Origin of the sequence: Pseudoalteromonas sp. CO109Y (assembly GCF_004208935.1) — a bacterium.
In the GTDB taxonomy this organism is placed as follows: Bacteria; Pseudomonadota; Gammaproteobacteria; order Enterobacterales; family Alteromonadaceae; genus Pseudoalteromonas; species Pseudoalteromonas shioyasakiensis.
Window position 1 is genome coordinate 244,102 of the sequence record NZ_SGPD01000017.1, and the last position, 20,149, is coordinate 264,250.

Here is a 20,149-nt window from a genome sequence, read left to right on the forward strand (position 1 = left end):
ATACTAGAGTAGTTGCTCTTTAATCGAACACCCCTCACTTCCTTTCGTAGTAGGCATTTATTTATGGGCGCTTTTGCAGCAAAATTATTAAACGAAGATATGTCGATTGAGCGCTATGCCTGTCAATTTAAGTCGCTGCAGGTAGAGCAAATATTTTTACAAAGTAAATTCGCGCAAGATAAAAAGATAGCGCAGTTTTTGTGCTGCATAATTGCATTAGTTACCACGCTTGTAACCTTCTTCGATAAGATGATTATTCAAGCTTCATATTGGCCAGATATTGCTCTAACAGGCCGAACAATTATGGTTTCAGTATGTGTTTTGAGTGCATTTGGTCTGAGTTATATTAAAACAATCCAGTTATTTCGATTGGTAATATCTGTATTTATGCTTTTCTTATTTTTGAATATGCAGTTTATGGCTATTACTTATGAACGTTTTTACATTCTTCATATGTTTTTTGATGTGATCATTTTGATCACATTTTATTTTTCGACCCTAGTATCAATTAAGTTATCGGTATTTTTAAGTATTTCATATAGTGCCCTTGCTATCTCTGTTATCTATTTTAATAAAGACATCTCTAGCCACTCCCTTTATATGGTTATTTTAGCGCATGTTGCGGCCAACTTAGCAGGCATGATTATGGCTGCTCATGAGCATATTATCCGTAGGGAGCTGTTTGTAAGGAATACTCAGCTTGCGCAACTTGCTCACGAAATGAAAACCCAAGCACTCAAAGACTCACTCACTCAACTGCCTAACCGCCGCGCTTTTGATAATGCTTTCCCAGAGTACCAAAGGCTCACTCAGCAGCAACAAGGTGAGTCAAAACAGGTCTGTGTTATTTTGGCTGATATTGATTATTTTAAACGTGTGAATGATACCCATGGCCACGAGGTGGGGGATGTTGTATTACAACGTTTTTCTGCTTTTTTAACTCACTCACTACGTACTTCTGATGATGTGTATCGCTTTGGCGGAGAGGAGTTTGTAATTGTACTACCACTATGCTCTGTGCCAGATGCAACGGTTATTATTAATAGTATGATCTCAAGGTTGAACAGTGAAATGTGCGAAGTTGGTGAGTTATCTTTACCAATTCGCGCCAGTTTTGGTTTAACTGTGATGAGAGAAGAGGAGCAAAAATCAGTTATATCAAGAGCTGATGCTGCACTTTATCAGGCTAAAGATGCAGGACGTAATCAATTAGTTATTAAACTTTAATAGCTTAATTATGCGTTAAAACATGTACCTTATAGTCATTTCGGTATAATCTTTAATCATATTATTTTCTTATATTAGCAAGCAAGGAGTCGCGAATGCTAACACGCCACGATAAAGGGTATAAAATTTCAATTAGAGCCAGTGTCTTGCTGGTATTTGCCCTTGCAAGTTTACTCACAGGCGTGGTGGCGATTAGTTTGCATTATTACTTTAGTGAAAAGCTGATACTGCAAACTAAATCAGAACAATTTAAACAAACTAGCCAGCAAATAGCCGATCACATCACCCGAATCAACCATCGTGCCGACAATACCTTAAGCGTGATGATCCACGACACGCGATTACTTTCGAATAGCCAAGATAATAAAGAGATTTTACAGCATGTATTGCTCGAAATTTTAACGCGCCATCCAGACTTTTATTCGCTTATTCTTGGTCATGCTAATGGCGACTTATTACAGGTTATTAATTTAAAAGGCTATGCCAAGCTTCCTTCATCGTTTCAACTTGATGAAGACGATCATTGGCTGGTGTATCAAATTACAGGGCAGGGCAGCGATCGTAAGCAAGTAACCACGTATTTAGATAAGTCGCTCAACGTTCGTAAAAGAGATACGCAAGCGACAGATTACGACCCGCGCACCCGTGTTTGGTTTCAGGATGCAACCAGTACTTCGGTGACGAAAACTGAGCAGTATGTGTTTAACGTATTTGAGGTACCAGGTTATACCTATGCAATTAAATCAGCGCAAACAGGCGATGTATTAGCGATTGATATTGCCAGTGCAAGTTTGAATCATTTTTTAACCGCGCAACAAACTAAAATGAAGCACTTGGTTGAAAGTGAAATGTATGTTTATCGGGGTGATGGCGAGATTATTGCGAGTAGTAAAAATCAAAGCCATCAGCATAGTTTTGCTGATTTATCCCAGTTAGTTAAATTAGATGAGCAGCAATCTGGGCTTGCTAATAAAGCGCATCAATTTGGTAAAATGCTAAGCGTGCAAGAAAAGGGCATAGAAAAGTACATGTTTGTGCTGCCTCTGCCGCTCAGTAGCGATATGCAATCTGATGAAGTGGATTATTTCACCGTACTGGTATCTAAAGGTGACGTGTTAGCGGTAATTAAAGAAAAAATACGAATTTCAATTTTAGTCACGGGTTTATTTTTACTTTTGCTGCTGCCCGTTTCATGGTTTTTTGCCTCTTCAATCGTTAACCCAATACTTAAACTAGTGGGTGAGAACAAAAAAATTCAACAGCGCGATTACAATGAGGTCTCAACACTTTCGAGCCATATTTTAGAAATTCATTATTTAGCTAGTTCGATGGTCGATATGAGTCGTTCCATTGAGCAACATGAAAATTCACAAAAAGCGTTGATGGAATCCTTTGTTGAGCTTATTGCGCAAGCCATTGATGATAAATCTCCCTATACGGCAGGGCATTGTGAGCGGGTGCCAGAGCTGGGTATTTGGCTTGCTGATGCAGCATCAGGTTCAACAGATGAGGCGTTTTCTAAGTTCAGCTTTAAAACCCCTGATGAGCGACGCGAGTTTCGTTTAGCAGCTTGGTTGCACGATTGCGGTAAAATCACCACACCAGAGCATATTGTTGATAAAGGCACTAAGCTCGAAACCATTTATAACCGTATTCATGAAGTACGCACCCGATTTGAAGTGCTGCTGCGTGATGCAAAAATTGCTTACTATGAACAACTATTAGCGCACCCAGAGCAGCAATCTGTGCTTGAGCAAAAGCTTGAGCAACAAACTGAAAAGTTACACGCAGACTTTAGCTTTATTGCTGCCTGTAATGTTGGTGGTGAGTTTATGGATGAAGCGCAGCTGTCTCGTTTACATGAGGTTGCTAGCATTAAGTGGCAGCGCCATTTTGACGCAAGTTTAGGTTTATCACCCCTTGAAGAAATGCGTATGGCTGATTTGAAGAGTCAGCATTTACCTGTCGAAGAGTCACTGCTAAGCGATAAGCCAAGTGATTTAATTCCACACGAAAAAGCCGTTGAGTACCCAGAGAGTTTGGGCATTAATATGGTCATTCCTGAGTATAAATATAACCTTGGCGAAGTGTATAACTTGTCGGTTGCGCGGGGCACGTTAACAGCGGAAGATCGATTTAAGATCAATGAGCATGTGATCAGCACAATTCGTATGCTTGGTAGTGTGCCATTCCCTAAAGAATTAGCGAAAGTTCCGCGTTATGCGTCAACCCATCACGAAACCTTAAAAGGCACCGGTTATCCACGAAAATTAACCGCTGAGCAGTTATCAATACCTGAACGTGTGTTAGTACTTGCTGACATCTTCGAAGCATTAACCGCGGCAGATAGACCTTATAAAAAAGCGAAACCTCTGAGTGTTGCTATTGATATTTTAGCGAAAATGGTCGATGACGATCACATTGACCCTGACGTATTTGAGCTCTTTTTAACTTCAGGTATATACCTAAAATATGCAAAACAGTTTTTACATGAGTCGCAAATCGATTCGGTCGATATTCAAAAATATCTAAGATAATTATTTGCTTATGCTTTAGGCTAATATTGCAGTGTTTTTGTTTGTAATACAAAGTTATTGGTGTATAAAGATTATACAAGCTAATATTATTTACGAACAAAGCATTGCAAGGAGATGCATAAGTGCTGGTATCTGCTTTTCAAAAACTTAAACAAAAAATTCGTTTTTCGATTCGTCTTACCGTTGTCGCGGTGTTCGTATTAGCCACCTCATTAACAGCTCTGATTGCAATTAGCCTGCAATATTATTTCAGTGAAAAAATGGCTTTAGAAGCCAGTGTTAAAAACTTTAATTTAGCTACCGGCTCCGTTGCTGATTACCTTACTGGGGTGAATGAAAAGTCAGAAAACACATTAAGTGTGATGGTACAAAACAGCAGCCTTATCAGCGCCGACAGCGTAGATAAAAGTGAACTGAGAGATGTCATGAGCGAAATCATGCAGCTCAATCCATTGTTTTATGCCTTATATGTCGGCTATGAAAATGGTGACTTTTATGAGTTAATTAATTTAGAAAGTAGTGAAATTGTTCGCCAGCAGTTGCAAGCCATCGAAGCGGATCGTTGGGTAGTGATCCATATTAGCGGTGAAGGTGCAGAGCGTATTCAGCACACTCATTACTTTGATCAGCAATTTAATTTGCGTATCTCTCAAACAAAGAGTACCAGCTATGATCCGCGAGAGCGTTTGTGGTTTAAGCAAGCAAACTCGACCCGAGTCAATAAAACCAAGCCGTATTTTTTCACTCACTTGCAAGCTCCCGGGCAAACCTATTCGATAAAGTCGGCAAGAGAAAATAGTGTATTGGCGTTAGACGTGAGCCTATCGAGCATCTCTGAGTATTTAAGTAAACAGCAAAGTAAAATGAGCAGCCAGTATTTAAGTGAGCTGTATATTTACAACAAAGAAGGTGAAATTGTTGCCTCTAACCAACAAAAAAATAGCTTACTATTGCCAAGGCTTGAAAAGCTAGCTCTTACTGAAGATCAGCAAAGTGTATTGGCGAAGTACCCTTATTTAAGTGTTTCTAACGAAACCAATTGGCCACCAATGGACTTTAGTGTTGGCGGAAACCCAAAAGGCTATAGTATTGATTATATTAATGGTTTGGCTGAGTTACTTGGAATTAAGGTGACTTTTATTAATGGCTTTACCTGGGCTGAGTTTTTAAGCCAATTTGCAAAAGATGAAATAGACATTATTCAGCCTATTTTTAAAACGCCTGCCAATGAGCCGCTTGGTCTTATGAGTCAAACTATGGCGACCTTACCGTTCAGTATCATTACAGCAAAAGGTTCCACACCCGTTGTTACTATGAAGCAGTTAGCGGGCAAACAGTTGGCAATTGGCGAGGGCTGGTCGGTGATTAACGTGATCAAAGAGCACTTTCCCGACATCGATATTGTTGAGCTACCTAGTACTAAAGCGGTGCTTGATGCAGTAAGCCAAGGGCGCGTCTATGCTGGTTTAGACAACGAGGCGGTATTCAAGTACACCCAAAAGCAGTTTTTTATTGATGGTATTCAGTACAATCAGCTTGATAGTTATAGCCACGATCTACTACCCGATACCCTGCATTTATTGTTTCATCCAGAGGATGAAGCGCTTAAAGACTTAATCGATATGGCAATCACTCAGTTGCCAAATTCGTACATTGCTGCACTCGAGCGAAAATGGTTAGGGAGCGATGCCAGTCAGCAAACACAAGTTATTGGCACTGTGCCATATCCTGAGTTTCTAACTTTAATTACAGATGAAACAAACTTTGCCTATTTACGTTTGATGACCCTAAATGGCATTGAAAAGTACGTGTATATCACTCCGCTTTCAGAAGGGGGCATTAATAGCGATTACTTAGCGATAGTGGTGCCGAAAGAGGGGGTACTAAGCTCTACCCGTGAGAAAATTAAGCTCTCTATTTTTATCACTGCCGCATGCTTAATTATGGTATTGCCGGTGTCGTGGTTTTTTGCCTCACCCATTGTTGCACCTATTAAAACCTTAGAGGGCGAAAACTTAAAGATAAAGCGCCGTCAGTTTGACCAAGTTTCAACGTTAAAAAGCAATATTAAAGAAATCAATAACCTGGCCACCTCTATGGTGCAAATGAGTCAATCTATTCAGCAGCATGAGCAAAATCAAAAAGCCTTAATGGAATCATTTATTGAGCTTATTGCGCAGGCCATCGATGATAAATCGCCTTATACAGCAGGGCACTGCGAGCGTGTACCAGAGCTGGGCATTATGCTGGCCAAAGCGGCTTCAAGTTCCAATGAACACGCTTTTAAAGAGTTTGCCTTTAAAAATAAAGACGAGTTAAGAGAGTTTAGCCTCGCGGCTTGGCTACATGACTGCGGTAAAATCACCACCCCAGAGCATATCGTCGACAAAGGCACTAAGTTAGAAACCATTTATAACCGTATTCATGAAGTGCGTACACGTTTTGAAGTACTGTGGCGAGATGCAGAAATCGCTTATTTAAAAGCATTGCAAAGTTCACCAGAAAAGCAACCTGAGCTCGAGGCTGAGCTTGGCAAACGCCAAGCACAATTACGCAGTGATTTTTCGTTTATCGCAGCTTGCAATGTGGGTGGCGAATTTATGGATGAAGCAAGTCTTAAGCGTTTAGAGGCGCTAAGTAACATAACGTGGCAGCGACATTTTAACGATAAGGTAGGCCTTTCTCCAGTTGAAGAGCTGCGAGTTCACAGCAGCGATGAGCAGTTGCCTGTTACTGAAAAGCTACTTTCAGATAAGCCTGAACATCTGATCACCCATGATAAACCTATTGAGTATGACGAGCGCTTAGGCATTAAAGTAAGCATTCCTGAATACAAGTATAATCTTGGTGAGCTGTATAACTTGCAAATTCAGCGCGGTACGTTAACAAACGAAGACCGCTTTAAAATTAATGAGCATATTATCAGCACTATTCGAATGCTCGATAATGTGCCGTTCCCTGAAGAGTTAGCACGGGTGCCACGTTATGCCTCGACCCATCACGAAACTCTAAAAGGCACGGGGTATCCGCGTAAGTTATCTGCAGATGATTTATCGATACCTGAGCGTGTGCTGGTGCTAGCTGATATCTTTGAAGCATTAACCGCAGCCGATAGACCTTATAAAAAAGCCAAGCCACTCAGTGTTGCCATTGATATTTTAGCCAAGATGGTAGCCGATCAGCATGTTGATGAAGATGTGTTTAAATTGTTCTTAACTTCAGGTATTTACCTTGAATATGCAAAACGCTATTTAAACCCAGAACAAATCGATGATGTTGATATCGCAAAATACCTGTAACTGAGGGCGGTTGCTTTTACTTTAGAGTGAAAAGTCCGTACAATTCGCCTCGTTTTTAGTGACGCTTTTAACGAGATGAATTCAAGCCGTATGCATCAGATTGCTGACTTAATCGCTATTTTTGAAAGCACCTTTTATCAAAGCCATAACACGCGTTTGATCAAAGGTGATGATGAACCTATTTACCTGCCAGCTGATGAGCAAACGCCTTATCACCAAATTGTGTTTGCCCACGGTTTTTATGCCAGTGCTTTACACGAAATTGCCCATTGGCTGGTGGCAGGTGAGGCACGTCGGTTAAAAGAAGATTATGGCTATTGGTATTGCCCAGATGGTCGTGATAAGCACCAGCAAGCTGAATTTGAAGCAGTTGAAGTAAAGCCCCAAGCTATCGAATGGGCGCTCAGTACTGCAGCAGGTTTTGATTTTAATGTATCGGTTGATAATTTAAATGGCGAGCAAACCTGTCGATTCGATTTTCAAGCGCGAGTTCACCAGCAAGTGTTGAGCTTTTTAGCATCTGGCTTTAATCAGCGCACGACAGCACTTCTTAAAGCATTGAGTGATTTCTATAAAACCCCATGGCCACTAACGGCTGCTCAGTTTACGTGGCAGCGCGATTTTCATGGCAACCCAGGAGCTTTATCTGATGCAGTTTAAATTAGGTTTGATTGTAAATCCGGTTGCCGGCTTAGGTGGCAGTGTCGCACTAAAGGGCAGTGATGGCGCAGATACCGCTGCAAAAGCAATGCAACTTGGTGCTGAGCCAAAAGCAAACTTACGCACTCGAGCGGCACTTGAAGTGCTGCTTGCCCATCAAGATGACTTAATCATTTACACTGTAAACGGTGAAATGGGCGAGCAAACGGCAAAGCAACTAGGCTTTCAAAGCCAAGTTATTTACCAAACAAACGATATCACCACCCCAGATGACACAGAGCAGGCTGCCAAGCTATTAGTTGAGCAAGGTGTCGACCTTATTTTATTTGCGGGTGGCGATGGTACTGCCCGTAATATTTGCCATGCGGTTGGCGATAGCACTCCTGTATTAGGTATTCCTGCAGGCTGTAAAATTCATTCTGGGGTTTATGCTATTACCCCAAAAGCAGCTGGGCGTGTTGTTGAGATGCTAGTTAAAGGTGAACTTGTCAGCCTTGGTGATGCTGATGTAATGGATATCGACGAAGAAGCATTTCGCGAAGGCACGGTAAAAGCTAAGCGCTATGGTGAAATGCAAGTGCCGAGTGAAGTACGTTATGTACAGGCGGTTAAAAATGGCGGTAAAGAAACCGATGAATTAGTGCTTGCCGATATCGCTGCCTATGTTGTTAGTGAAATGGATGAAGACTGCTTATATGTGATGGGCAGTGGTTCTACAGTCGCGGCAATTATGGAAGAAATGGGTCTTGAAAATACCTTGCTGGGTGTAGACTTAGTGGCAGACCAAGAGCTTATCGCGCAGGATTTAACTGCTCAGCAATTACTTGAACTCACACAAGGTAAAGAGACCAAATTGGTGATCACCTTAATTGGTGGCCAAGGCCATATCTTCGGCCGAGGTAATCAGCAATTAAGCCCTGCACTTATTCGTGCCATTGGTCGCGACAATATTATTGTGGTGGCTACTAAAACTAAATTACAGGCCTTAAATGGCCGACCACTGATTGCCGATACGGGTGATAGTGAGTTAGACGATGAATTAAGTGGTTATATTCGCGTAACCACAGGTTTCAATGACCATATTATGTATGCAGTGGGTCATCAAGATGGGCTGCACCCAGAGGAGAAGTAACAATGAGTTTAGTAAGTTATATTGATGCAGCGCAGCAATATTTTGATGATTTAGTCGATAAAGCAACTGACGACGAGCTATTTGCTGGTGGCTATTTACGTGGTCACTTTGACTTAGCTGTAGGCTATGCACAAGTAGAAGAATTAAACTTATCGATTGATGAGTTAAATAATCAAGTTGAATCTAGCCTAGTTAAAGCTTATCGCAACGGTGAGTTAAACGAAGAAGATAAAGAGCTTGTTGTGCGCTTATGGGATGAAGTTAAAGCTCTTGCAGCCTAATCTAATTAAATAAAATTCTGTAAAGCGACCTGTGTCGCTTTTTTACATTATCACTTTACCTTTATCAGGTAATTCCATTAACTTAAAATTTACCTTAGTAGTTAGATACGTTAAGGTTAACGAGATATTTTTCCAGGGAATTTGAAAATGAATAACAATAATGATGTGCAGGCACCAAGTGGTGCAATCGCACGTTTTCTAAATACCATAGAAAGGGTAGGTAACAAGCTGCCTGATCCGGCGATTATCTTTTTAGTCGCAATGCTACTTATTTGGTTTTTATCTTGGTTTTTCTCGGGCACTACATTTGATGCAATCGACCCACGCACTGGCGAAGCCATCGTTGTAAATAACCTATTAGCAGGGGACTCACTTGCCACCTTCTTATCTTCAATGGTAAAAACCTTCACTGGCTTTGCACCGCTTGGTGTGGTGCTGGTTGCTATGTTAGGTGTTGGTGTTGCTGAGCATTCAGGCTTTATCAATACCGGCCTTAAATTAATGTTAAAAGTAACGCCTAAGCAGCTTTTAACACCGTCTATTATTTTAGTGGCGATTGTTAGTCATACCGCAACTGATGCCGGTTACGTACTAGTTATCCCACTTGCTGGAGTTATCTTTTATGCGATGGGGCGCCATCCGCTAGCTGGTATTGCAGCTGCGTTTGCCGGGGTAAGTGGTGGCTTTAGCGCAAACTTTATTCCGTCAGGGATTGACCCGTTACTGCAAAGCTTTACCCAAAGTGCGGCGCAAATTATTAACCCAGATATGGCGATTAACCCGCTTAATAACTGGTTTTTCACCTCAGCTTCGAGCTTATTTATTATCTTATTAGGTTGGTATATCACAGATAAAATCATCGAGCCACGTTTACAAAACACGCCACTTGATGGAGATACCGAAGACCTACCTGCCTTTGATGAAGCACGCAGTGATGAAAAGCGTGCGTTTTATATTGCAAGCACTGTGATGATTGCAGGCCTTGCTCTACTTTGGTTTGTCTCAGCGCCAGCCGACTCAGCAATGCGTAGCAGTGATGGCTCGTTAACTAATTTCCGCTCGCCATTAATGCAATCAATTGTGCCACTTATCTTCTTACTGTTTTGGATCCCTGGTGCCGTCTACGGTTTTGCCGTGGGTACCTTCAAAAGCTCTAAAGATATGATAGATGCAATGAGTAAAGCGATGAGCGGCATGGCTTACTATATTGTTATGGCGTTCTTCTGTGCGTTATTTATTGCTGCATTTAGTAAATCAAACCTAGGTGCATTACTTGCAATTGAAGGTGCGCAATTATTAAAAGCAATGGCTCTGCCAAGCTCAGTCACTGTGGTAGGTATTATTTTCTTAACGGCGTTCGTGAACCTATTTGTCGGCTCAAGCTCAGCAAAATGGGCGCTATTAGGGCCAATCTTTGTACCCATGCTGATGCAACTGGGTATTTCACCTGATTTAACACAAGCAGCGTACCGTGTAGGTGACTCAAGCTCGAATATCATCACGCCACTAATGCCATACTTCCCACTGGTTGTTGTGTACTGCCAAAAGTATGTAAAAGGCACCGGTATCGGCACTTTAATCGCGATGATGTTACCGTATTCAATCGCCTTCTTAATCGGTTGGAGTATCTTCTTACTCGCATACTGGGGCTTAGGTATCCCTCTTGGCTTACAATCAAGCTACGCATACCCAGCCATCGGCTCATAAGGATTAAACTAACAAAGCCTCAGCAATCCAGTGTGAGGCTTTAAAAAACTGAAGGCTGATAGCTGACGGCTGACAGCTTTACTACAGACACAAAAAAACCTTGTCACTCTCATGACAAGGTTTTTTATTGCTTACAGCTTACAGCTTACAGCTTCGTTTAGTTCGCAGTGAAGCTCACTGGACGACGCTCTTTACGAGGGCCACCACGTTTTTCGCCACGGTCTTTGAAGTTACGCTTCTTATCACCACGATCACCACTTGGGCGCTCAGAGCGAGGAGCCGCAGGACCTTGGTCTTGCGTTAGCGTCATATTCATCGGACGTTTACAGATAAATACCTTTTGGAAGTGATCAAGCACATCTTTTGGCATGTTCTGTGGTAACTGTACCGTACTGTGATTGTCATGTAAGCGAATATCACCAATGAACTTGCTTGAGATATCAGCTTCGTTAGCAATCGCACCAACGATATTTTTAACTTGTACACCGTGCTCACGACCTACTTCGATACGGTAAGTATCCATAGGACCCATGTTACGGCTGTTGCGCTCACGCGGCTCACGAGGTTTACGCTCGCGTCCTTGGCGGTCGCCACGATCACCACGTTCATTGCGACGACGCTCGTTGCGTTCGCCACGTGGTTGAACTTTAACTTCTTCAACCTTGATTGGTGATTGTTGCTGCGCTAAACAAAGTAATGCACCTGCTAAATCTTCAGTACTTAGCTCAAGTTTTTCTGCCATGTTAGCAGCAACTTGATTAAAGAAAGTGATGTCTTTGTTTTCAAGAGCAATTGTAAGCTTGTCTTGAAGCGCTTTAATACGCTTTTCTTCAACAACTTTAGCTGTTGGTAAATCAACTTGTGCGATATCAGATTTCGTATGACGAATGATATTTTTAAGTAAATAACGCTCGTTATGTTTTACGAAAAGAATCGCTTTACCTTGACGACCCGCACGACCAGTACGGCCAATACGGTGAACGTAGGCTTCTGAATCTTGTGGAATATCGTAGTTAATTACTAAGCTTAAACGGTCTACATCAAGACCACGTGCAGCAACGTCTGTTGCAATAACGATATCAACTAGGCCGTTTTTCAAACGATCTACTGTACGTTCACGTGCTTGTTGGTTCATGTCACCATTAAGTGGTGCCGCAGAGAAACCTTCGCGCTCAAGTAATTCAGCTAACTGTACCGTGTCGTTACGTGTACGTACGAAAACAATTGCACCATCGTATTGTTCTGCTTCTAAGAAGCGAACGATTGCTTTGTTTTTGTGTACGTGTGCATTCCAAAATACTTGCTCAACCGTTGATACAGTTGAGTTACGCGCAGAAATATGAACTTGCTCAGGCTCATTCATGTACTTGCTGCTGATATTTTGAATTTGCTTAGGCATGGTCGCCGAGAAAAGACATGTTTGCTTTTCACGTGGCGTTTTCTCCATGATGCTTTCTACATCATCAATGAAGCCCATGCGTAACATTTCGTCTGCTTCATCAAGAACAAGGGCTTGTAAGCTCTCAAACTTGATTGTGCCACGGTTAATGTGGTCAATTAAGCGACCTGGCGTTGCAACAATGATTTGCGCGCCACGACGAAGTGCACTTAGTTGGATGCTATAGCTTTGGCCACCATAAAGGGCTAAAACTACAACACCACGAGTATGCTTAGCATATTGTTCGAATGCCTCAGCTACTTGGATCGCAAGTTCACGCGTAGGCGTTAAAACAAGGATCTGTGGCTGCTTCACAGACGGGTCAATATTATTTAGTAACGGCAGTGCAAATGCTGCTGTTTTACCTGTACCCGTTTGCGCTAGTCCCAGTACGTCCTTTCTTTCTAGCAATAACGGTATACATTGAGCTTGGATTTCAGATGGAGTCTTGTAACCCAACTCTTCAACTGCTTTAAGGATTGCAGGAGAAAGATTTAGAGATTCAAACGTGACTGGTTCTGACATTAATACGCCTCAACGAATTTAAAGAGGCGCGCATTGTATAGGAAATACAATGCAATTGCTTGTATAAATTACAACTAATTTGTATGTGGTTGATGTTGGTCATAATTTAATCAGTTTAAAATTGCCAAAATCAACCACGTTTACAATTTATTGATATAACCCTAAATTTTCTTTAGCGTATGCTTCGAATTCAGTGAAGCCACCAATGTGGGCTTGGTCAATAAAAATCTGTGGTACGGTTGGGCAAGGTTTGCCTGCAGACTGTTCTAAATCTGCTTTGCTGATGCCTTCTTTAATGATGTCGATATAACGGTATTTAAAATCGTCACGCTCATTTGCTAGTTTTTCAGCAACGTCTTTTGCACGAACACAGTATGGGCAGCCTTCACGGCCAAAAATTACAGTTAACATATCGCTCTCCTCGATGTGAATGTGTTTATCTGGTTATCATCTTAACGAATTAAATGAATAAAAACAGTGCATAAAATCGATTGCTCTGTTCTGTTTTTTCTCATTGTTAGCGATTGAGCTAATCAAGTGTGCGCATCCTAAGGCCAAGTTCTGTTGAGTAACCCATAGAATGCGCAGTAATTGCCAACTGCTCATCAATAACATAATAAGTTGGGTAGGCACTGATTTTATAATCTTGGCCTGTACTTTTACTGCCAAGTAACACCGGCATTGTTAATTCGAGTGAATCAGTAAACTGTTTAACTTCAGCAATGTTTTGGTAATCGAGGGCAATTGCTATGGCATTTAACTTACCTTGCTGATGAGCCTTTTCTAAATTTGGCATACTGTAACGACAAATTGAGCACCAAGGCGCAAAGAAATACACCACTGTTTGCTTTCCTTGTAATTGTGCAATGGTCATCCGCTCTGTCGGGTTTTTTAGCGTGGCTAAATTAAAATAGGGGGCAGGAGTTTTATCAGTTGAGAGTAAATTACGTTGCTGAAATGCAGTCACGGCATACACAACGACTGCCATTAACACGACATTTTTTAGCACACTGATAAATTTTTTTAAAAAAGTTGGATTTTTTTTCATTGTTATTTTGTACGTTGTTAGCCCTTTAAAATCAACTAATTCAGACCTGTTTGAGGGGGTTAAAATTTCAATTGATTTAAAAAATTACAATTTTTTTTGCTAAAAATCTTGAAAAGATTTTACCCGCCCATAAATAGTTTAGTGAGGACGCCTGATGGGTCCCAAACAAACTAAAGTAATTGAAATATATAGTATTAATTTAACTTTGTTAGCACTGGTTCAATAGAAGAGTACTAACAAAATATCGCTTAAATATGAGGATATAATTATGCGTACAGTAGACTTATCACCACTTTATCGTTCATTCATCGGTTTCGATCATTTAGCATCATTAATGGATGCGGCAGCTCGCACAGACAAGCAGCCAAGTTTTCCTCCGTACAACATCGAAGCACTCGATAAAGACAAATATCGTATCACTATGGCTGTAGCAGGTTTTAGTGACAGTGAATTGACCATTGAGTCAGAAAACAACACATTGAAAGTCAGCGGTACTAAAGCTGATAAACAAGATAATGCTGAACGTAAGTTCATTCACCAAGGCATTGCAGAGCGTAACTTTGAGCGTAAGTTCCAATTAGGTGACCACGTTAAAGTGCTTGGCGCTGACCTTGAAAATGGTTTACTAAGTATCGATTTAGAGCGTGAAATTCCAGAAGCTTTAAAACCACGTAAAATCGAAATCGGTAACGGTAAATTACTCGAAAACAAGTAATTACCAACAGCATTGTTTTCCCCTAGTTAGTTTTGCCGCCTCATTTGAGGCGGCTTTTTTGTAGTTAAAGCTTTTCTAAATTATCCAAGCACCAGTTAGCACGCTTGAGAGTGGCTTGCTGTACAGATTCATCCTGTTTATACCAGTTTTTATAAATCATACCGATACGTGGGTTTTGTGATAGCTGTTGTTCGTGCTCTAACATAAAATGCCAATATAGGCTGTTGAATGGGCAAGCATCCTCAGTGGCTTTTTCTTTAATGTTGTAGCTACAATGTTTGCAGTAATCACTCATTTTGTTGATGTAATTTCCACTGGCTGCATAGGGCTTAGTGGCAATTAATCCCCCGTCAGCAAATTGGCTCATTCCCCGAGTGTTGGGCATTTCTACCCATTCTATGGCGTCGATATAAATACCTAAATACCATTCATCTACTTCACTTGGCTCAATAGCGGTTAATAAGCAAAAGTTACCCGTGATCATCAAACGTTGTATGTGGTGTGCATAAGCTGTCTGCAGGCTTTGTGTAATGGCATGGTGCATACAATTCATGTTTGTTTTGCCATGCCAAAAATAATCGGGTAGGGCACGCTTTGCATTTAAGGCATTTTTGCTGGCGTAATCAGGCATATTTTGCCAATAAATACCACGTACATACTCGCGCCAACCGAGAATTTGCCTGATAAAACCTTCAACTTGCGCAATATCAATAGTTTGCTTATCAAAGCTAGTTAACACTTGCTCGATGACCTGCATCGGGTGCAGCATTTTAGTATTAAGGGCAAACGATAAACGGCTGTGATACAAAGACCATTGGTACTGGGACTGGCATGTCATGGCGTCTTGAAACTGACCAAAATGAACCAGTAAATGGTCGCAAAAAAATTCGAGTAACTGCTTTGCTTCAGCGCGTGTGGTTGGCCAAATTAACGTTTCGCTGCATTCACCAAAGGTGTTTACTTTGTGCTTTTTTATTCGTTTAAGAATGTGGCTAACATCGTGACCGAAACACAAAGGTTCTGGGATTTCTTTAAGATCGTTCGGTTTTAACTTGTTTCTATTTTGCTGATCAAAATTCCATTTGCCACCACGAGGTTGATTATCATCGTCCATTAAAATATTAAAACGTTTGCGCATAGCACGATAAAAAAACTCCATTTTTACCGGCTTATTTGGCTTAAAGTGCTGGTCAATATCATTAAAAGGTAGTAGAAAGTGTTCCGAATCAACTGCATTGACATTAAATTCGCTCTGCTGTGAAAAGTCTGCAAGTTGCTTTTTAAGGCGATATTCGTCTGGGTATTGGTACTCAATATTCTGGCATTGATAATGCTTAGCTAATCGGGTCAGTAGCTCTGGTAGTGAGTCATCATCTTGTGTGTCATCGAGTGTCAGATGCAGGCAGTTTAAATTCGCTTTTGTTAGTGCATTAGCAAAGTTTTCCATTGCAGCAAAGAAGGCGACCACTTTTTGCAGGTGGTGCTTTACGTAGTTGGTTTCTTGTTTTAATTCGGCGATGACATAAAGCGTGTCTGGTTGTGATTTTTCTTTAAACCAGCTGTGGCTTGCATTAAGTTGATCGCCAAAAATAAATCTTAAGGTGGTGTATTGCACTTCTAATAGCCTTTACAGCAAGTAATCTAGGTAACTACGAAGCAATCACAAAGATAGATCGATAAATATAGTCTATAAAAGGTACATTAGTGACATTTTTAATGAGTCATTACTAAGGAAGGGTCGAGATGAAAATTAACTTACATTTACTATTTATAAGCCTGTTAGTTTGCCCTTTGGCCCACAGCACTGTTTATCACTGTGAGAAAAACGGTGTTGCTGAATTTAGCCAACAGCCCTGTGGCAAAGATGCCAAGTTGATTACCATTAAAGAACAAAATCCACACCTTTCGGGCGCGTCAGATAATGCTGTACAAGCATCAGCAGGTAGAGATACCGCAGAGGTCGACCGTTATATCCGCTTAAAGCAAATCGATGCGCAAATAGCAGAACATAACAATAAAATTGATACGTTCAAGCTCAAAATGGACAGGGAAATAGTGGCTTTAACTGAGCAATCAGATGCTCAGCTACGTAACTTAGTGGGGGCTAAAAAACAAGCTGCAATCGCCAAACAAATGACCGCGGTATCTGAGCGTTACGGCGTGCTTATCGACAGTGAGCAGCGCAGTATTGATAGACTCACGGCTGAAAAATACACGTTAACTTCAGCTGCAAATACGGTTGCTAATAATGAGGTTGCTAGTTTTATTCGCTCAAAACAAATTATGCGTAAAATTTCAGAGCATGAAAATAAAATAGATACTTATCAAAGTGAGTTAAACATGCAAATGTCAGAGCTTGAGCAACAACTAAGTAGCCGCCCACGTAATTTAGCTGATGCGAATAGCGATAACGCACTAGCTGACAAAATGACAGCTTTAACGAGTCGTTTTAACACCTTAATCGCCATAGAACAAAAACAAATAGATAGGCTCAACAGCGAATTGACCAAGCTATGAGCTTAAGCGTGCTGGGCAATAAGCGCTAAACGACACCACATTTGAATAAGCAAACAAGTAACTTTTTACGATGTTGGCAAATATTCTCGTAGCTTGCAGCCAAGCTTGATGTAATTGCGTACTAATGTGATGAATATACGACTTGCGCGTATCAATAAAGGCTTCGCAAAGGGTATCGATATCCTCAAATGACACGTTTAAAAAGCTCAAGTTATTCGCTAAATAATGAATAAACGGCGTGACTTGCTGTAAGTCATCGAGGTGGCTTACTACTTTGTTGAGCGCACAGTAAAGAATATAGCTGCGCTTAGTTATGCTTTCTTGCTCAGGCACTGTCATGGTTAATTGACGAGCACTAAGACTGCGATGATATGCGCTTGTAAACTGATGAAAATCCGGTTTTAGCAATTCAATATCTTGTAGTAACAGTCTTTTTTGAAATGAAGATAGACTCATAGTAAATCGCTTAATAGCCAAAGCTATAGGTTGTTCTTATTATATGACTAAATATAGACGAGAATTTTCAGTTATGGGAAATTTTATGACAAGGCTGTCATAAAAATTTTAGGCAAAAAATAGTCTAACTAATTCATGTAGGAAGGTTGCTAATTGAGCGCTACATGCTTATAATAGCCGCCATTGAATTGAGGTGTTTAGCACTCGATTAAATGATATTAAGTTACTTTTAATATCTATTGGCGCGGGATGGAGCAGCCTGGTAGCTCGTCGGGCTCATAACCCGAAGGTCGTCGGTTCAAATCCGGCTCCCGCAACCAAATACATGCTAAGGCATTGTAAGTGTACTTAGTATGCACAGTAATTTTTACTGTATGAAGTCGCGCATTCTGGTAATGCGCGTTTTGCGTTTAGGCTATCTAGTTTAATTTAGTCAGGTGACTGACTCGCAACCAAGCTTGGCCCTAGGCCACACAGTTTTATGCTTTAGGTGTGACGCCCCGCTTGGTTCGGGGCGTTGTTGTATCTGCTTGGCGGTGATTTTAAATCATTATTAAACTCAGTATTTCAGGGCTATATGCCCTTTTTTTGTTTGTATGGAGGATTTTCGTGACAAAACTTGAGCAAGATTTAGTAGCCATGCTCTCACCGGCCGTTGAAATGTTAGGCTTTGAGTTACATGGTCTTGAGTTTGTGCAAGCTGGTCGCCACTCTACATTACGTGTTTATATCGATCACGATGCAGGGATTACGGTTGACAATTGTGCCGACGTTAGTCGTCAAGTTAGCGCAGTTTTAGATGTCGAAGACCCAATTACAAATGAATATGATTTGGAAGTTTCGTCTCCTGGTGTTGATCGTCCATTATTCAAACAAGATCACTACGAGAAGGCGCAAGGAGAAGAAGTACGCGTGCGTACAAAGCTTCCGCAAGATGGTCGTCGTAACTTTAAAGGCGATTTAGTATCAGTTAGCAGTGATATGATCACACTTTCAGCAGATGGCGCTGAGCATATGATTATGCTTAGTAACATTGAACGTGCGAACATCATCGCAAAGTTTTAATTCGAGTGCGAAGGAATAGGGCAAGCGAGGCATAACCCATGGCAAAAGAAATATTATTGGTTGCTGAAGCCGTCTCCAATGAGAAAGCGGTTCCAAAAGAAAAGATTTTTGAAGCGTTAGAGTTCGCATTAGCGACTGCAACAAAGAAAAAACACGATGGCGAAATTGAAGTTCGCGTATCAATCGACCGTAAAACAGGTGATTACGACACATTCCGTCGTTGGAAGATTGCTGAAGTTCTTGAAGATGGTTCTTTAGAAAACCCTTACAGCGAAATCACACTTGAAGCGGCTCAGGTTGAAGACGAAAGCCTACAATTAGGTGATTACGTTGAAGAACAAATTGAGTCAATCAAGTTTGACCGTATTACAACACAAATGGCTAAGCAAGTTATCGTACAAAAAGTACGTGAAGCTGAGCGTGCATTAGTGGTTGAAGAATACAAAGATCAACAAGGCGAATTAGTAACAGGTGTTGTTAAAAAAGCAACCCGTGATGCTATCGTACTTGACCTTGGTAACAATGCTGAAGCGGTTATCTACCGTGATGATATGTTACCGCGTGAAAACTTCCGTCCAGGTGACCGTATCCGTGGTCTTCTTTACGAAGTTAAGCCAGAAGCACGTGGCGCGCAGTTATTTGTAACGCGTTCTAAGCCAGAAATGCTAATGGAACTTTTCCGCATTGAGGTGCCAGAGATTGGCGAAGAGATGATTGAACTACGTGCAGCTGCACGTGATCCAGGTTCTCGTGCAAAAATCGCGGTAAAATCTAACGACAAACGTATCGACCCAGTAGGTGCGTGTGTTGGTATGCGTGGTGCACGTGTACAAGCAGTTTCAACTGAGCTTGGTGGTGAGCGTGTTGATATCGTTCTTTACGATGACAACCCAGCGCAATTCGTTATCAATGCAATGGCACCAGCAGAAGTTGCGTCAATCGTAATGGACGAAGATACACATTCAATGGATATCGCTGTTGAAGCCGATAACCTAGCACAAGCAATCGGTCGTAATGGTCAAAACGTTCGTCTTGCTAGCCAGTTAACTGGTTGGGAATTAAACGTAATGACAGTTGATGACATGCGTGCGAAGAACGAAGCTGAATCAGATAAGCTAATCAACTTATTCACTGAATACTTAGATATCGATGATGAGTTTGCAACTTTACTTATCAACGAAGGTTTCTCAACACTTGAAGAAGTGGCTTACGTACCGGCATCAGAATTCTTAGAAATTGACGGTTTAGATGAAGAAACAGTTGATATCTTACGTTCACGTGCAAAAGACGCATTAACAACGAAAGCACTTAAAACTGAAGAAAGCCTAGAAGGTGCAGAACCTGCAGAAGACCTACTAGCGCTTGAAGGCTTAGAGCGTCACCTTGCATTTGTTATGGCAAGTAAAGGTGTAGTAACACTTGAAGACTTAGCTGAGCAAGGCATTGATGAGTTAGTAGACATCACTGAACTTTCAGAAGAAGAAGCTGGCAAGCTGATTATGGCTGCGCGTAACATTTGTTGGTTCGCAGACGAGTAATTTA

At 41.2% G+C, this 20,149-nt stretch carries 16 protein-coding genes and 1 tRNA gene; 12 read left to right on the top strand and 5 right to left on the bottom strand.

The features are described 5' to 3' along the window. Positions 1 to 63: 63 nt before the first annotated feature. From EXT43_RS07310 to EXT43_RS07340, 7 genes are all read left to right on the top strand, one after another. Positions 64 to 1,227 (top strand): GGDEF domain-containing protein, encoded by a 1,164-nt coding sequence (locus EXT43_RS07310; RefSeq protein ID WP_130166688.1) that lies wholly within the window; start codon positions 64 to 66, stop codon positions 1,225 to 1,227. 95 nt (positions 1,228 to 1,322) lie between these two features. Further along, the gene (locus tag EXT43_RS07315) at positions 1,323 to 3,764 is read left to right on the top strand and encodes an HD domain-containing phosphohydrolase (protein ID WP_130166689.1); all 2,442 of its coding nucleotides are present in this window, start codon (positions 1,323 to 1,325) and stop codon (positions 3,762 to 3,764) included. A gap of 122 nt (positions 3,765 to 3,886) precedes the next feature. Continuing rightward, the gene (locus EXT43_RS07320; RefSeq protein WP_130166690.1) at positions 3,887 to 7,063 is read left to right on the top strand and encodes an HD domain-containing phosphohydrolase; all 3,177 of its coding nucleotides are present in this window, start codon (positions 3,887 to 3,889) and stop codon (positions 7,061 to 7,063) included. Positions 7,064 to 7,153: 90 nt separating this feature from the next. Beyond that, positions 7,154 to 7,723, top strand: coding sequence for an elongation factor P hydroxylase (locus EXT43_RS07325; protein ID WP_058586361.1), 570 nt, complete (start codon positions 7,154 to 7,156; stop codon positions 7,721 to 7,723). Then, entirely contained in the window at positions 7,713 to 8,855 is a 1,143-nt protein-coding gene (locus EXT43_RS07330; RefSeq protein WP_055198023.1) for an ATP-NAD kinase family protein, read from the top strand. Before EXT43_RS07325 ends, EXT43_RS07330 begins: the two co-directional genes overlap by 11 nt. A gap of 2 nt (positions 8,856 to 8,857) precedes the next feature. Next, positions 8,858 to 9,136 (top strand): YfcL family protein, encoded by a 279-nt coding sequence (locus EXT43_RS07335; RefSeq protein WP_054553188.1) that lies wholly within the window; start codon positions 8,858 to 8,860, stop codon positions 9,134 to 9,136. A 147-nt stretch (positions 9,137 to 9,283) separates the two neighbouring features. After that, entirely contained in the window at positions 9,284 to 10,843 is a 1,560-nt protein-coding gene (locus EXT43_RS07340; protein ID WP_130166691.1) for an AbgT family transporter, read from the top strand. A 157-nt stretch (positions 10,844 to 11,000) separates the two neighbouring features. Here EXT43_RS07340 and EXT43_RS07345 read toward each other — a convergent pair whose 3' ends face one another. The 3 genes from EXT43_RS07345 to EXT43_RS07355 form a co-directional block, all read right to left on the bottom strand. After that, a complete protein-coding gene (locus EXT43_RS07345; protein WP_130166692.1) occupies positions 11,001 to 12,806 on the bottom strand; it encodes a DEAD/DEAH box helicase in 1,806 nt (601 codons plus the stop codon). A 147-nt stretch (positions 12,807 to 12,953) separates the two neighbouring features. After that, positions 12,954 to 13,217 carry a GrxA family glutaredoxin gene (locus EXT43_RS07350; RefSeq protein ID WP_054553185.1) on the bottom strand — a complete coding sequence of 88 codons (264 nt, stop codon included), beginning with the start codon at positions 13,215 to 13,217 and terminating at the stop codon, positions 12,954 to 12,956. Positions 13,218 to 13,335: 118 nt separating this feature from the next. Beyond that, positions 13,336 to 13,794, bottom strand: coding sequence for a TlpA disulfide reductase family protein (locus EXT43_RS07355; RefSeq protein ID WP_240701477.1), 459 nt, complete (start codon positions 13,792 to 13,794; stop codon positions 13,336 to 13,338). Between the two features lie 328 nt (positions 13,795 to 14,122). Here EXT43_RS07355 and EXT43_RS07360 point away from each other — a divergent pair, with 328 nt between their 5' ends. Then, positions 14,123 to 14,569, top strand: a complete 447-nt coding sequence (locus tag EXT43_RS07360) for an Hsp20 family protein (RefSeq protein WP_054562102.1) — start codon at positions 14,123 to 14,125, stop codon at positions 14,567 to 14,569. A gap of 64 nt (positions 14,570 to 14,633) precedes the next feature. On the opposite strand, the gene EXT43_RS07365 is transcribed toward EXT43_RS07360, so the two are convergent. Further along, positions 14,634 to 16,184 (bottom strand): cryptochrome/photolyase family protein, encoded by a 1,551-nt coding sequence (locus EXT43_RS07365; protein ID WP_130166694.1) that lies wholly within the window; start codon positions 16,182 to 16,184, stop codon positions 14,634 to 14,636. A gap of 128 nt (positions 16,185 to 16,312) precedes the next feature. Here EXT43_RS07365 and EXT43_RS07370 point away from each other — a divergent pair, with 128 nt between their 5' ends. Beyond that, positions 16,313 to 17,086, top strand: coding sequence for a DUF4124 domain-containing protein (locus EXT43_RS07370; protein ID WP_130166695.1), 774 nt, complete (start codon positions 16,313 to 16,315; stop codon positions 17,084 to 17,086). Here EXT43_RS07370 and EXT43_RS07375 read toward each other — a convergent pair. Then, positions 17,081 to 17,542, bottom strand: coding sequence for a globin (locus EXT43_RS07375; RefSeq protein WP_058586320.1), 462 nt, complete (start codon positions 17,540 to 17,542; stop codon positions 17,081 to 17,083). The two genes, EXT43_RS07370 and EXT43_RS07375, sit on opposite strands and share 6 nt — an antisense overlap. Before the next feature lie 243 nt (positions 17,543 to 17,785). On the opposite strand from EXT43_RS07375, the gene EXT43_RS07380 reads away from it, so the two are divergent. The 3 genes from EXT43_RS07380 to nusA all read left to right on the top strand — a co-directional run bounded on the left by EXT43_RS07380 (position 17,786) and on the right by nusA (position 20,145). Further along, positions 17,786 to 17,862: transfer RNA gene (locus EXT43_RS07380), tRNA-Met, on the top strand. Positions 17,863 to 18,151: 289 nt separating this feature from the next. Further along, positions 18,152 to 18,607, top strand: coding sequence for a ribosome maturation factor RimP (rimP, locus tag EXT43_RS07385; RefSeq protein WP_130166696.1), 456 nt, complete (start codon positions 18,152 to 18,154; stop codon positions 18,605 to 18,607). A 38-nt stretch (positions 18,608 to 18,645) separates the two neighbouring features. Continuing rightward, positions 18,646 to 20,145 carry a transcription termination factor NusA gene (nusA, locus tag EXT43_RS07390; RefSeq protein ID WP_054553176.1) on the top strand — a complete coding sequence of 500 codons (1,500 nt, stop codon included), beginning with the start codon at positions 18,646 to 18,648 and terminating at the stop codon, positions 20,143 to 20,145. Positions 20,146 to 20,149: the final 4 nt, after the last annotated feature.